At 54.8% G+C, this 15529-nt stretch carries 8 protein-coding genes; 2 read left to right on the forward strand and 6 right to left on the reverse strand.

Features of this window, described 5'->3' with window-relative positions; translation table 11 throughout:
- The first annotated feature begins 214 nt into the window (after positions 1-214).
- Complete coding sequence (locus tag HGAS_RS06395; protein WP_019127003.1) at positions 215-1525, forward strand: Ig-like domain-containing protein; 1311 nt, start codon at positions 215-217, stop codon at positions 1523-1525.
- 579 nt (positions 1526-2104) lie between these two features.
- Here the strand turns inward: HGAS_RS06395 and HGAS_RS06400 are convergent.
- From HGAS_RS06400 to HGAS_RS06420, 5 genes are all read right to left on the reverse strand, one after another.
- On the reverse strand, positions 2105-3673 hold the full coding sequence (locus tag HGAS_RS06400; RefSeq protein ID WP_009408146.1) for a molybdopterin-dependent oxidoreductase: 1569 nt from the start codon (positions 3671-3673) through the stop codon (positions 2105-2107).
- A 347-nt stretch (positions 3674-4020) separates the two neighbouring features.
- Positions 4021-5763 (reverse strand): pyruvate dehydrogenase, encoded by a 1743-nt coding sequence (locus tag HGAS_RS06405; RefSeq protein ID WP_019127004.1) that lies wholly within the window; start codon positions 5761-5763, stop codon positions 4021-4023.
- A 177-nt stretch (positions 5764-5940) separates the two neighbouring features.
- Positions 5941-8976, reverse strand: a complete 3036-nt coding sequence (locus tag HGAS_RS06410) for a tetratricopeptide repeat protein (RefSeq protein WP_019127005.1) — start codon at positions 8974-8976, stop codon at positions 5941-5943.
- A 26-nt stretch (positions 8977-9002) separates the two neighbouring features.
- Positions 9003-10796, reverse strand: a complete 1794-nt coding sequence (locus HGAS_RS06415; RefSeq protein ID WP_019127006.1) for an HSP90 family protein — start codon at positions 10794-10796, stop codon at positions 9003-9005.
- Entirely contained in the window at positions 10797-11765 is a 969-nt protein-coding gene (locus HGAS_RS06420) for a DMT family transporter (protein ID WP_019127007.1), read from the reverse strand.
- Between the two features lie 102 nt (positions 11766-11867).
- On the opposite strand from HGAS_RS06420, the gene HGAS_RS06425 reads away from it, so the two are divergent.
- The gene (locus HGAS_RS06425) at positions 11868-12305 is read left to right on the forward strand and encodes an Ohr family peroxiredoxin (protein WP_034234035.1); all 438 of its coding nucleotides are present in this window, start codon (positions 11868-11870) and stop codon (positions 12303-12305) included.
- 58 nt (positions 12306-12363) lie between these two features.
- On the opposite strand, the gene HGAS_RS06430 is transcribed toward HGAS_RS06425, so the two are convergent.
- A complete protein-coding gene (locus HGAS_RS06430; RefSeq protein WP_019127009.1) occupies positions 12364-15393 on the reverse strand; it encodes a hypothetical protein in 3030 nt (1009 codons plus the stop codon).
- Positions 15394-15529: the final 136 nt, after the last annotated feature.

Here is a 15529-nt window from a genome sequence, read left to right on the forward strand (position 1 = left end):
ACTGTGTCAATAACTGGGATTTACTCAGGAATATTCAGGAATGTATCGGGGAATCGGCTGATATTGAATGTGTATATCGTTGATATTCTGCGGATTTCCTGAAATTGACATTGTTGTTTGGGGAGTAATCGCTTGACCAAAGCTGAAGATGAAAGTGTTAGCCTGAAAGGGCTTAGCCGCTTAAGCGGCATCCCTCCAGAAAGACATATACGTCATGAATAACGAAGCTACGCGCGCGCAGTTGCGTCGCGTTCCTCTCGCTGGCGCACTAACAGTCGCTTTGCTCGGTGCCGGCGCACTCAGCGTTTTTGCGCCAACTGCTCCAGCGGCCTCGGCAGCAGAAGTTAACGGTGTGGTGACCGGTGTATCGATGAAAAATGAGTCCAGCTCGACTGGCCCGAACATTATTTGGGACGAGTTCTCGGCAGACTTAACCTTCGATACAACAGGGAAGAACGTTGCTGAAGGCGACACCCTGACGATCCAACTCCCTCGAGAACTGCGTACACGCAGCGCAAACTTCGATGTCATTGACAAGAACGGTGGTGGCGTTGCACTCAAGTGTTCGGTCCCCGCGGGCACCGGACAGATCGTCAACTGTGTTTTCACCGATTACGTCAAGACCCACATCAATGCCAAGGGTGATATCCACGTCCGAGCCGACATGGCCATGACCACAACGACGGATCGCTTCACTTTCACAATTGGGCATTCGGTGACAATCGAAGCCAAGATTGATCGCGGCAACGTTGTTTCCAACAAGTACAGCTGGGTTCCCAAGCAGCCCTGGAAGTACGGTTGGCAGCTGCATGAAGGCCACAACGAGCGTTTCACTTGGGAAATTCACATTCCCGCCAAATCGGTGCAAGGATCGGTCATTACCGTGACCGACACATTCGATACCGCTAACGGTGGCTATAAGCTCTTCAACGACGGCAAGAAGAACCAGCAGGCACGTTTGCTGAAATGGAACACCACCGAGGCCTACCGCAACGACCCCTACCACCAGAAGCCCAGTCAACTGGTGTGGGTGGGAGGCTCCATTAATGGTGGTACCTTCACGATGACTGAAACTGCTAATGGTTTTGTCGCGTCGTTCCCGAAGACGGACGATGACGCCATTTACGAGCTCAAGTACTACACCGAGCTCAACACCCCTGAGGGACTGAAGATCGGAAACGTCTTCAAAAACACTGCGGTGATCAATGGTCAAACCGCTGTTAAGAACATTGAGATTGAAACAGTCGGTTGGGGAAACGTTGAGGGTCAGTTGAAGACGACTCCGCCTACTCCGTCGGTGACGACTCCTCCTGTGACGACTCCTCCGACTCCTCCGGCAACGACGGTGACCCCGTCTCCCTCTGTGTCAACAACCGAGGCCACGCCTTCACCCTCGACCAGTACCACTCCTTCGCCTAAGACCCCCTTGGCCCGTACAGGTGCTATGACTGCTCGGGCGATTGGTTTGGGCGTGCTTGGACTGGCATTGGGTGCTGCGCTGATGCGTCGTCGTCAGCAGGCCTGAGAGCAGGTCTGAAGCTGCGGCTTCAAAACTGAGGTTTAGTGCCTGAAGAGTAGATCCCCTCGATCAACAGAAATGTCTCAGGCGTAAACGCAGTACACGTACTGGTGGGCTCCATCTATATAGATGGGGCCCACCAGTGTTGTTGGTGAGTCTGAATGTGTAGCGATAGGTGTCTTGAAGTCTCTTATACCTCTGCATGCTTCTAAGCGTTCTTAGCCGCGCGTAGTGACATAGTTGCGCATAGCGACGGAATAGGCGCGTAGTGACGGAATAGTGCCGTTTATAGCCTGAGTTCATGTCTGGCAAGGCGTGACCGGCTCTGCGTAGGGGAGTGGGGGTCGCTTAGCGGGAAGATGGAGAGAGCTTAGAAGCGCGTATCTGTAAATGTAATGGGGGGGCGCTGCCAATCAAATTGGCAGCGCCCCCCATAGTGCGAACAAACGCGGATCACGTCATCCGCTTGCCTGATCTCTTAGATCTGTCACATGAAGTCGACGAAAAGCATAGGTTATAGCCTGTGTCTTTTGCTGACTTCGTGTGGAGTAGATGGCCGGATGGGCCGGATGGGCCCCCGGCGCTTTATGCGCGTGCGTCGAAGTGTTGAAGGCCGGAGTCCTCGCGAGAACCGCCCTGACCATCGCCGACATCGTGGTAGTCGTGAATCCATTCGATACGGTGAACCCACTTGACCATCTTGTAGCCGTGCTGAGAATCAGCACGCAGACGCAGGGGACCGCCGTAAACGTCGGGCAGAGGCTCGCCGTTCATGGCCCATGCAAGGATGCACTCATCATCGTCAACCATGGAAGGCTCCAGGCACTCGTAGTACGGAGTTGTTGGACCGCCGTCGTACATATGCCCCACGTGTCCGTAGGAGGTGACCATAACGTAGCGTGCGCCCTCAGTTGGCTTCACCAAAGCTAAGACGTCCTTCAAACGGATGCCTTCCCACTTTGCAATGCCAGTCCATCCCTGCATGCAGGTGTGCATGGTGATGTTGGTGACGTGGCCAAGAGCCTTGAGCTCATCAATCGAGAAGGACTTCTCTTCCTCGACCAGACCGCCAATCTCCAAGCGGTAGTCCTCGAAGCCGCGTTCACGCATTTCAACCCACTCTTCGGATTGCTCGCGTGTCGGGGGACGAGTGTTCACCCAGTGGAAAGGCGAAATATCGTCTTCGGTGAAGGTGCCTGTCTTGACCTGACGAGAGTGCATCTTGTCGAGGGTGAGCGAACGGATAGGCTGGGTTGCTCCCCAGACCAGACGCTGTGCGCGGCGCTTATCTTTCAATGACCAGTAGGACGCGCCGATCCATAGAGCGATTGCAAAAACAATTCCAAGAATCAGCATTGTCACAGCTTGAGCGAATTGCGCTGCAGTGATGTCGTTGTAGTTTTCGCCCAGCATCATGTGTGCAATGTTGTACTGCGGGTGAACCACGAAAACCAGGGCAACGTGAATCACAACAAATACGCAGTAGAAAGCCATTCCAAGGAAGTGAATGGAACGCGCCGTCTGACGGTTATGGAAGAGCTTGACGTAACGAGGGAAGCGTCCTGCGAAGGTCGGGGACATGATCGGTCCGGTTGCAATCATCAAAGGTGCAACGATGAAGACGACTGTGAAGTACATGAGCTTCTGCAGGGCGTCATAGGGCTGGAAGTGTTCGATCGAAGGGATCTGCAATCCCATGTAGATCTTGGCGCTTTCCCAGGCCTCGGGGAAAATCGACCATGACGTAGGGACGATTCGGCGCCACTGGCCGGTTCCAAAAAGCAGAGCAACATAGATGAAGCCGTTGAGCAGCCAGATTGAGGTAACCAGGGCGTGCCATGCGCGTCCAAGTCCAATTTCGCCTCGTCCGGGGAGGGAGATCAGCGGGTGAAGACTGCGCTGATCGTCGCGAGCGGTGAACTCGCCGGGGACGGTCGAAACCTTGTCCTTGGTGAATTTGATCCACTCAGAGCCGGGGGTGCAGTGGTTATTCCAGTACAGTCGCGGGTGAGATGCTAGAACTTCCCAGCCGGATCGAATGAGGAACCCCATCATGATGAAGTTGATGAAGTGGGTAATTCGAAGCCACGCGGGGAAGGTATCCAGATCAACGCCATTCACGATATTCGCGACTGCAATAAATGAGTGCGACATAGTGATTCCTTAGTTGATTCTGACACTGTGACATTTTTAGTTTAGGACGCCTTCGTCATAAAAAAGGAAAAAACCGAATTTATTTACGAATCCAGCTCAATTTGTCACAATCGTATGGTTGTGCAAGAAAATAACGATTTTAGGAAGAATGAAGACGATATTTTTAAGCTGCGGAAAACTGTGTTTATTGGTTGAAATTGTTGATAAGGGTGTCAAAAGCGATTCAGGACTTTTGTCCTAATTGACGAGGCCGTGGCAGGGCGTGCGAAGAAGTGCACACAACCCAGCCACGGCCTCGTCAAGGAGAAGAAGCGCTATGAGGAAACGAAGAAAGCGCTCCCTCAGACTTACAGGCGCGGAATGTTACGCATATTGGAAGTCGCCATTGCGACAGCTTCGCCAGCGCCGCGGTTGAGGACAATCTTGCTCATCGCGGTCGCGAAACCAATGACCTGTCCCGAACGGATCTCAGGCGGAAGTGAGAGCGCATTCGGATCGGTCATAACCTCGATCAAAGCGGGGCCGTTGTAAGCGAAGGCCTCTTGGAGCGCTCCGCGCAGGCGACTGGGCTCGGTGACGCGCTCGCCGTGGAAACCAATTGCGCTTGCGACTTCCGCGTAGTTCACGTCGTGGACATCGGTGCCGTAATCGGGCAGACCGTTTACCAGCATCTCGAGCTTCACCATACCCAGAGTCGAGTTGTTGAAGACAACAACCTTGATGGGCAGGTCGTACATGCGTGCGGTTACCAGCTCACCAAGGAGCATCGAAAGTCCGCCGTCACCGGAAACGGAGATAACCTGACGGTTCGGGAAGGCAACTTGCGCACCGATTGCGTGAGGAAGCGCATTGGCCATCGAACCGTGTAAGAAAGAGCCGATCAGACGGCGGGTGCCAAGTGGATCGATGTAGCGTGCGGTCCACACATTGCACATCCCCGTGTCAGCCGTAAAGATCGCATCCTTTGATGCAACCTCATTGAGGATGTGAGCAGCGTACTCGGGGTGAATCGGTTTCATGTGCTCCGCATTGCGCGTGTAAGCGCCAACGGGGGAGTGCATGATCTTCGAATGCTTCTTCACCTTGGCCTTAAGGAAAGCGTCCGAACGATCGCGGTCGAGCAGCGGCAAGAGCGCCGTAATCAAAGGCTTGACGTCACTGTGGATCGGAAGCGAAACGCTGGTGCGACGTCCTAGTTTTTCCGGATGGTTTTCGACCTGGACGGTAAATGTGTCAGGCAGGAATTGATCGTAGGGGAAGTCGGTGCCGAGCATGATGAGGACATCTGCATCATTCATGCCCTCAGCTGCTGCACCGTAACCCAGCAAGCCAGTCATGCCCACATCGAAGGGGTTGTCGTACTGGATGAAGTCCTTGCCACGCAGGGTGTGGCCGATGGGGGCCTTCAAAGCGTCGGCAAGCTCGATGACCTCGTCATGAGCGCCTTCCACACCAGCGCCAGCAAAGATTGCAACCTTCTTCGCCCGATTGAGAACATCTGCAAGCTGGCGGACATCTTCCCCATTCGGGCTCAGCACGGGGCGTCGGGAAGGTACGTACTTCGGTGAAGGTGAAGTTGCCTTTAGGTCGGAGACATCGCCGGGAAGGCTGATAACCGAGACTCCAGAAAGTTCAACAGCGTGACGGATTGCAGCGTTAACGACGCGCGGGGCCTGCTCTGCGCTGGAAATCATCTCGTTGTAAACCGAGCACTCATTAAACAAGCGATCGGGGTGCGTCTCTTGGAAGTACATCTGGCCGATTTGGACGCTGGGGATGTGCGAGGCGATTGCCAGAACGGGGGCGGCGGAGCGCTGTGCATCGTAGAGCCCGTTGATTAAGTGAAGGTTGCCCGGTCCGCACGAGCCTGCGCATACTGCCAACTTTCCGGTCAGTTGTGCTTCAGCGGCTGCAGCGAAAGCAGCGGCCTCTTCGTGGCGGACATGAACCCAATCGATTCCGCCCTTCTTGCTACCGCCAGACTTACGGATTGCATCGACAACGGGGTTGAGCGAGTCTCCAACAATGCCATAGACGCGGTGGACACCAGCGTCGATCAGTTGGGAGACAAGCTGCTCTGCAACGTTCATAGTCGCTCCTTGGTCTTTGTGTGAGCATTCCGTGAAATCTGGGCATCCAGCCCAAATAAATACGATCTGCTCCGAACAAGACCACCCTACACCGACTAAAGTCCTAGTACTTTGCGGGAGTGAGGCAAAGAACGAAGCTGCGAGTTGTCAGCGTTTCCTGTTCGTAAAGTCTTCTCCTTATGCCTCACCCTCGCCGCTGAGTTCCTTCTCGATCTCGCGGGCAAGAGTGCGGAGCTTTCCTGAGTGAAGGGAAGTGGTCTTAATGGTTTCCTTCACTTCGATGAGCAGATTGTGAAGCGCATCGGTGTCTCCAAGTTCGGAATAGCACTGAGATAGTGCAGCCAGTGGGAAGACATAGTTTTCGGCGTCCTTGATCTCTTTTTGGAGAGTGAAAGCTTCTTGTAGAAGCGGAATTGCCGGATAGGGATCGTGGGATGTCATGTACACCCATCCCTTAATGTAGGTAATCCCGGCACGGAGGAAAGCCATCTCCTGCGGGTCGAGTTCTTCTGGGAAGGAATCAAGCCAGGCAGATCCGGCATCTACAGCTTGAAGGGCACGTTCTTTATCGGCTTCCGACACCTTTCCCGTTGGGGTGTCGACGTAAGTCTTTGCGGCCATTCGAGTCAGAGCGATGACATCGTGGGGAGCCTTGAATGCTTTCGCGATCTCAAGAGCTCGCTCGATCGCTGCTAGCCGCTTGGGACGATCGTGCAGTCGCTTTGCGGCATCGTTGGCCAGCGATCCCGCGCGCGAGGCAGCGCGCAGGTTACCGCTTGCGACGAGTGGGTCAATGGCCGCCATTGCGGTTTCGTAGGCTTCTTCGTCTTGGTCGATGGACAGGTAGTAGCTTGCCAGGGTGAGGCGAATAAGCGCTGTCAGAAGCCGTGTGAAGGAGGAGTCGCCTGCCCGCGAAATGGTTTGCTCAAGGAGCTCAATTGCTTCTTCGATGCGGTGTACACCTTCGAATGCATCCGAGATGATTGTCGCGGCAGACAATCCCAAGGAGCGCAGCGGTGTGCGCGTGATGATTTCGCTCAGGCGCAGGGCTTGGGAAACAGCCTCGGCTGATTCGTAGGCCTTGATGCTGGCAGTACAGATGATCAGTCGGGCAAAGAAAGCCGTGTAGGGGTCGCAGTGCGTCTCTAAACGAAGAGTCTGATCAGCCAGCTGAGCAGCTCGGCGGTAGTCGCTGATTTCAAGGTAAAGCTGTGCGCCCTCAAGGCTAAGAGTGCGCATGAATGCAGCCTCGCTGGTACCACTGTGCAGGCAAGCGGGTTTGAGGGATTCGATCGTGTCAAGGGCTTTGAGCGCTTGCTTTGATTTCTCTGAATCAAGGAAGATTTCGCCACAGGTACACAGGCAATCAATGATTGCTGCAATATCCTCGGCCTTCGTTGCGCCCCGGTTCAGTGTTGACGTCATGGACGCAATTTGAGAGACGAAAGCGTCGCAGAACGCCACTGCGTCCTTTTGAAGGTCGCTCGGCGCTTCCATACCGAGCCACGAGTAGCGATCGAGCTCGCAGGAGTACCGAAGTAATTCCAGCTGCGTGATACTCAGATCCTTGCGACTGAAAGACGCTTGGGAGCGCCCGAAAATCTTCGCGAAGAAACCGGGGGTGACTAGGGGAGCGTCTTCAGACATTGAACGAATAACTGGCGCTACTCGCTCATAGACGGATTGAAACTTCTCGTGTTCTTTCCGCAAGGACAGAAGAGTTTTTGAAAAACTTGCAAAGGAAAGAGCCGCTTGAGGATCGCTTTCGTCAAAGTGCAGTTCATCGACATTCAAGGTGTTAACAAGACACCAATCTGTCAGAAGATTGGTCTCCACGTTGTAGCCGATGACATCCGTCTGTGCAGCGTAGCGATCAAAAGCCTCTTGCATCGAGGTCGGCAAGGGAGGCAGTGAATAGTCAATGGGCGGATAGGGGTTTGACTGGTCAATGGTCTCGGCCTGTGCGCGAGCGGTACGGGATGAGACCTGCTGCGCGGGCAACTCTTCACCCTCAATAGTCGACAGAGGATCGGGCATCGTCTCGCGCTCACCGACCAGCTCTAACTGCCATTCGCCCTGCGCACGTGTTTCTGCCTGTTCGTCGACTGCCCCGGCTTCAAGAACCTCACGCGCTAAACGGGTGTAGTAGTCATTCCCGTTACGCTGGTCAAAGAGAGAGGCAACATCCAATGCCCACTGCGAGAGCTTTTCGGCGGCCTCGGAAAGCGGAGTATTGACATCGAGCTGTGGTCCCTGGCACCACTGCGACTGTCCGGTGCACAGGGCCCCAAAAGGTTCATTGCCGTGACCGCGTCGTGTGGCCTCGATAGCCGTCAGCGCAGCGGCCGGAAGATAATCAGCAAGAAGCGAGGCACTTTCAAGGGAAGAGGTCATGCCGATACTGTCTCGCAGGATCTCTAAGGCGCGTTGCCAGCGCCCTGAACGCACGAGGTATTCGAGATGCAACCCGATGTAATCGATGCTGTTGGCAACGCCGCGGTGGTGCCGGTAGGAGCGAATATGTGCTTCCCAAGCGGCCTCGGGACGCCCCGACATCAACAGCGGGATCATTGCTTTGGCGCGGATTCCGTGGGGCTGAGCTCCGCAGGCGCCCTCCTCGTCGAAAAGCGGCATCGCGGTGGCAACTGCACGTTCCCAATCCTTGTGAGCGACGGCCTCGTTAATCTGCTTCATAGGGTCGCAGCCTTCGCAATCACTAATCTGATCGCTCGGCGTAGAGCGCCACAAGGTCAGTGCTTCGCGGGCGTCATCCAGACGCCCCGTTCGCAAGCCGACCATCGCGCGCACCCCGTGAACTGCATGCATCGAAAACCCCTGGCCCGATACGAAGGCCGCAAGCGAGGTAATCAGTTCATCAATTTGCTCAATCGAGACCGCGGGGTTTCGACCTGCGGCGGCCACAGCGCTCTTGAAAAGCCATGCGAGTTCTTCGGTCTGCTCGGGAGTAAAGTCCGCTGAGTTCTTTTCAAAGCGGCTCAGAAGGAGTGAGACCGGAGCCAGTGCCTTCCATTCTTCGTTGCCCTGCTGATAGGACAAAGTCAGAGCGAGGTAGGCATCGATCTGCAATTCGGCCTCGCCCTCCAGCGCATCTGCCCAGACAACCGCCTGTGCGACTTGGCTACTACGCGCCGGTCCCCATGGAAGCTGGGAGGTGAAGTCCAGGAGTTCGCGTACGTCTTCAGCGTTTGGCATGGGAGATCCTTCCGAGCGTTGGAGAATTAGTTGTCGGTCGTGCCGAGTGCCGAATCGAGCAGTGAGCCGAGGAGCTGTGCCGCCCAAGCCCGTTCTTTGGGCCCCAAAGTTTGGCGTCCCGCCAAGAGGCTTTGGACGTAGAGCCCGCGCAGGACACTAATAGCGGTCTGTGGGGAGCGGCTTGCCACGATCAATCGTGTCACCAATGAATTCGAACGATTCAGTACCAGTCTGGGCGGCTTGGAGTTCGCGAAGGGATCGGTAACCCCCATGATTCCCGCCCACAGTTTCGAGGCCTGTGCCTGAGAATTGCGCTGAACGTGGCGTTCCGCGAAGTCCGGGTCAGGCAGGTAGAGTGCTGGCAGAGTAATTGGTGTGAAGCGGCGCAGTACTACTTCACAATCAGAGGGATCGATCGCCTCGGCCGCGAGCAGCATGAGGTCCATCGCCTCAGCTTGCTCCGACAAACTGCATTCTTCGAAGGCGTCGAGGAGCTCTGAGGGGTCGACCAGTTGAAGCTTCTGCGCCAAGGTCGAGTAACGGGGATCCGTCATCAGCGCATTGATGAGCTCTTCGTCGTAGGCATAGCCCGCATTCACCAGGACTATGGACTGTGAGGCTGCGACATCGGCCAAGGCTCGGTACTGATCGACGGTACGCGTGTATCGGATCGTCTCCTCAGAGGAGAGGAGCGTCAGTATCGGAGCGGCTCCGACCGTGCTTTCCATGGGAACATAGCGAGCGGTGAGGTCAAGCATATAAGGGTCGCGCATGGCTACAGCACGCAGCCCCATCGCATGGGTGGAAATGAACTCGTTAAATCGCGAAGGTGAGTGTTTGGCCATCTCCTCGAGCCAGGTGCGGATCTCGCTACCAATAGCCTCGCGAGTATTTTCCAAGAGCTCATCGTCGCTGAGTTGCTCGCGGGAGGCGGTCAAGCGCAAGTAATTTGCATTCCCAATGAAACGAACAAAATACGCCCACTGCGGAACGATTCCTTCGCAGGTCCGCGACACCAGCATCTTCTTTGCATATACCGTGTGGTTGGAGCTGGAGAGCGTATTCGGGCGCTGTGAAACCACCGCGATACCTTTAACTCCAGCGGCGGGAACATCGATGGGGATGATATCCATCCCTGAGGAGGCAAGATGCTCGTCGCACCACTGCTGTTGTTGCGAAGGCTCCAGTTCCCATACCGGCGTCTCATTCCCGTGGAAAGTTGAAGCGGAGTCGGAACGTACTTCAATCGAAATCGGAAGAAGCGAGGCGAATTCGTCGACCAGGGCTCGCACGGTATCAGGATCGATCCAGGGTTCGCCGGGGTGGGCCTCGAGAACCACTTCGGTACCGGCCTCACCCAAGTTGTGGGGGTCCGAGGCCGAGAGGGGCTGAGTGGTGTAGGTGCCTTCCGTCTTCCCTTCCCAGATCACGGTGGGGGAGTCAGGAGACTTAGCCGAACGCGAGTAAACGGTGATTGAGTCGGAAATCATGAAGCATGAGAGCATGCCGATACCGAACTGGCCTAGGAAATCACTGCGAGCCATTCCCAATTCATCACGTTTTGATGAGGCGCCAATAGTCGAGAGCAGTCCCGCAGCTTCCTCCTCTGTGAGTCCGATTCCGCTATCGCGGCACTTCAGAGTGCGCCCTTCAATTGTGATGGTGACGCGGCGCGGGCACTCAGGATCCAGTGCGCTACGGGCCTCAATAGCGTCGAGGCCATTTTGGAGGAGCTCGCGAATGTATACGCGCGGACCGGAATACAGATTTCGGGAGAGAAGGTCAACCATCCCCCTGAGGTCCACTTGGAATGTCGACATTCACTTCCCCTCTGATGTTGCTTTTTCGTCGCCCGTTGCGGTAGAAGAACGACGATCCAGTCGCTTTGCGGAAATAAGATCCTTGAGACTGACAATAATAACGCCTGCCAAAATTAAAGCCATACCCGCGATATCGACAGGCGTGAAATGGGTTCCAACAAGAAGGAACGAAAAGAAAGTCGCAGAAATTGGCTGAAGGCAGGAAATGAGGCTTGCCCGTACCGGGCCGATATCGCCGACTCCCTGCAGGAATAGCGTGAATGCGAAGGTCGTGCCGACTAAGACCAGTCCGGCCATGGCCATCACCGACATGAAATCCCACTTGATGGAGTAGGACCAGACGCGAACACCGAGGCCTAAGATGATTCCGCCGATGATAAAGCCATACGCAACGACCAGTTCGCTGCCGTAGTGGCGGATGAGTTTGACGGGGATCAACGTGTAGAGAGCGAAACCGATCGCGCTGGCAAGACCCCAGTACAAGGCATCGGTGGAAATAGCCAGAGAGTCGATCTTCCCGTGGGTTGCCAGAATAAAGGTGCCCAATAAAGCAAAAGTAATGGCAAAGAGCTCGGTGTATTTCGGAAGACGGCGTGCGGTGATACAGACGAAAACGACAATCAGGATGGGACCGAGGAATTCAATGACCGTTGCCGTTCCCGCATTGGAATAGCCGATCGCGACAACATAGGTTAACTGGCTGCCTGCAAGTCCGAGAACCGAATAAATGACCATCGGCAGGTAGGAACGACGGTTTCGCAGGAGGCTTCTGTGCAAGGCAGAAAAACCTCGGTCTTTAAAGAGAAGGAAGCCCATCGTAGTCGGTGCGGCAAGAAGCATTCGCATCGCGGTGAGCCAATAGGGGTTCGCGCCATAATCCTTCATCAGGAATTCACTACAGACTCCCGAGAAGCCCCAGGCAATTGAGGCGAGGATCGTGATGAGATATCCACGAGTGCGCGTATTCATGGTCTTCCTTGGCGGTAATACTCGATGCACTCCACTCTATTCTTTTTCCTCCTAGGGCTTAAATATAGTGCGCTATTCGGACAAAAACGACACAATGGCGTCATGAGCAATACACCATCGAAAATTGTGTACACCGCCCGCGCTGAGGTGACGGGTGGCCGTTCTGGACAGGCCCACTCTTTTGAGCCTGATCTCACCCTAGATATGCGTATGCCTCCGGCTCTTGGCGGACCCGGTGGTGGTGCAAATCCTGAAGCTCTCTTTGCCATGGGATATGGTGCATGCTTCCAGGGAGCTCTTGGCTTGGCCGCAAAGGAAGCGGGGGTCGATGTTGCCGATTCGAAGGTCGCTGTGAGCGTCGGAATCGGTCCCGAGGGCGAATCCTTCGGTATCACTGTTGACATCCGTGTTCTGATTCCCGGTCTTGAGCTTTCGCAGGCGCAGGCATTGGTTGAGCGCACTCACCAGCTTTGCCCCTATTCGAAGGCGGTTGCTGGGAACGTTCCCGTTTCGGTTTCGGCAGTAACGGATCTGTCCTAAAACTATTTGTGTTTGTGGGGGTAAGGGCACATGATCCTTGCCCCACAAACACGCGGGTCTAAGACTGATCTTGAGCCCCGGGGTCTTCCTCGTCGATGAGTTCTTGGATCGCGCGAATGAGCGACCTCAACCTAGTGGGTTTCATCGAGGGTAGTTTTGTCATCTCAGTGAGTTCGTCGACGCACTCGCGCAGGCCATCGAAATTCCCCGTGACGTAATAGCAGCGTGCAAGAACTTCCATCGGGTAACCGGCCTCGTCATATTCTTCGTATGCGCGGAAGCACGCGATCGATTCGCGAAGAACATCCATAGCCTCAACCGGTTTGCCCGCCTTCAGCATTACCCACCCCAAGGTGTAGTTGTTTTCGGCATGCGATATGGCTACTTGTTTCTCGGTTAGCTCTGTCTTGATTGAGGCGATGAGCTGACGATCTCGTTCCAATACAGATAGAGCGCGCTCAAGATCGTCCTCTCCCACGTTTGGTCCCTTGACCATCGCCGCTGCCTCGCGGCGAAGGTACTGATGCTCCCTGAAATACTCTTTCCATTCGTGGCTCAATTCTGCGGCAAGATCCGCAGCGTCGGCCTCGGCAATGTAATTCCCCAACTCCTTCGCCGCATTGCTAGCGGTGTCGGCAAGGCTCAGAGCCAGTCGATACATTTCATTTTCACGCAGCACGGCGGAATACTTCATCGCAAGGTCGTAGGCATCTTGGTATTCCTCGATGCAGAGGTAGAAGTGTGCCAAAGTTGGGGCAGCTTCGGCCAAGCGCATTCTGATATACGGGGAATCATTGAGAGTGCTGAAGGCCTCTTCAAGGATTTCAGTTGCTTCGATAAAACGATCTTTTTCAGCAAGAGCTTGCGAAAAAAGACGCGCGACACTGACATTCCACACCGCGGTTGGGAAAGCGTGAATGACGTCATTGAGGTGCTTGGCTTGGGCAAGAGCCTCGTCAGGTTGGTGTGCCTGAAGTGAAGCCGAGCAAATCGTCCCGCGCGAGATGAGGGCGGTATAGGGATCGCACAAATCGTTCAGACGCAGAGCTTGGTCGGCGTATTGGCAAGCTGCCATGTATTTTTCGCGTCCAAGCTCTAATTCCTGATATTCCAAAAGAAGGTCAAGCGCAACATGCTTCTTTGAAGGTGCAAAACGGGTAAAAGCCCTCTCGAGGTTTTCCCAAAGCGCGTAGCTTGCCTCAGTGTCATCGAAGTTTTTGCACATTGTCGCAATGGACGCACATTGGCTGAGAATCAGGCCAACGAGCTGAATATCTTTCCCCGTTCCCTGATTGCGATTCAGCTCGGGGGCCACTTCTTCAATTAATGCGCGAGCGTTCTTGATACGGGCCATCGCATGAGTCATTACTTCTTCGGGGATTTCCTCATCGCGAATGGAAAAATACATGACATCACAGGAAGAACGTTGGAGGTTGATCCATGCAAGGTTGAGCTGCTGGCGAGTGAGGTGAGCGCGACGTCCCCTGAGCTTTGAGAAAAAGCCGGGAGAAACAATAGTCGTGTCATCGTCCAGTGCAATAACCGCCTGTTCTGCCTGGTCGAGGAGGCTGCGAGCAGCATCAAAATTTTGGTGCAATTTGAGGATGACGCAAGCGAAAATGTAGTAGTCCATGACGTCTGCGTGACTGAAATCGATATCCAGAACTGACTCGTTCATGACAGTTGCGTGGTCGACGATGAACTGGCGTTCCGGATCGAAACCGGTTGTGTCCGAGAGTGCTGAGAAACGATTGAAGGCTTCTTGCATCGAGGCCGGGGGAGTAAAGGGCCTTAGATCAACACGCGGGTAGGGATTCGTGTCATCGGTGGTCTTCACTTTCTCCTGCTTGATGCGACGCGTGGAGTATTTCGGTGTTTCATCGACGTCACTACTTGAAATCGCTTCGGGAAGAACTTCGCGCTCGCCCACAACCTCAAAAGACCAGGTTTTTTGTGCGCGTTCTTCTGCTTCACTGTTAACGGGGCCTTCATCAAGAACCTCGCCAGCAGAGGCCGTGTAAAAATCATTGCCATTTCGCGCATCGAAGAGCGTGGCAACAGAGAACAACCATTCTTTGAGTCCTGAGGCAACATCTTCCAAGGGAGTATTGACATCCAAACGAGGCCCCTGGCACCACTGAGATTGCCCGGTGCAAAGCGCGCGGAAAGCATGTTTTCCTAAACCTCGGTCGACGGCCTCGCGCGCTGCCAATGCAGCACCCTTGAGGTAATCAAAAAGAAGGGCTGCGCTTTCTGCGCGGGAGGTCACTGCAATGGAGTCGCGCAGGATATCGAGCGCACGCTGCCAACGCCCGGAGAGTACAAGGAACTCCATGTGTTGTCCCAAAAGATCCATGTACTGCGCATTACGGCGATGCTGGCGATAGGAACGGACGTGGCATTCCCACGCTGCTTCGGGGCGTCCTGACATCAATAGAGGAATCATCGACAGTGCTTGGACTCCTGCAGGCTGATTTCCGCAGCCCTCGCGAATGTCGAGCAAAGGTACAGCTGTCGCAACTACGCGTTCCCAATCTTTCGCGACGACGGCCTCGGTAATCTGGCGTTCGGGATCGCATTGGACGCAGTCGGAAACCTCATCGCGTGGGGTTGCCCGCCACTTCACTAATTCTTCATGGGCGGCCACGGGATCACCCATCCGTAGCGCGAGGGAGAAACGGACTCCGTGGACCGCATGCATCGAATAGCCCTGATCCTGGATGAATTTCCCAAAGCCTTCGGAGAGCTCCAGTGCTTGTTCCTTCGAGACTGCGGGGTTGCGTCCGGTTGCGCTGGTCGCGTTCTTGTACAGCCATGCTAAGGATTCGATCTGATCCGCTTCAAAAGCACCGGGATTTTCGTCAAATTTTGTGACGAGCCATGCCGTCGGGGCTAGCGCTTTCCATTCTTCATTTCCCTGCTGATAGGCGGTAGCCAGCTCCATGTAAGCCTCGATGCGTAGCTCTTCTTCGCCCTCTAAGGAATCGACGAGCACCACTGCACGTGCAAGCTCGGCACTGCACGCGGGCCCCCACGGCATCTTCGCTGCGCGTTCGATAATGTCCTTCACTTCCTGGACGGTGCTCATCATTGATCCCTTCTGAAAGCAAGCAGGAAATTAGATGAGATGATCATAAATCCAATGTGATGGAGAAGATAAAAGAGCAGTTCAGGGAGTGCTTATGAAGCGTTTCTGCAGAGTTTAAGTGTGCAATAGGCGCGCA

The sequence above is a fragment of the Actinomyces sp. ph3 genome (assembly GCF_000308055.1).
Classification (GTDB): Bacteria; Actinomycetota; Actinomycetes; order Actinomycetales; family Actinomycetaceae; genus Pauljensenia.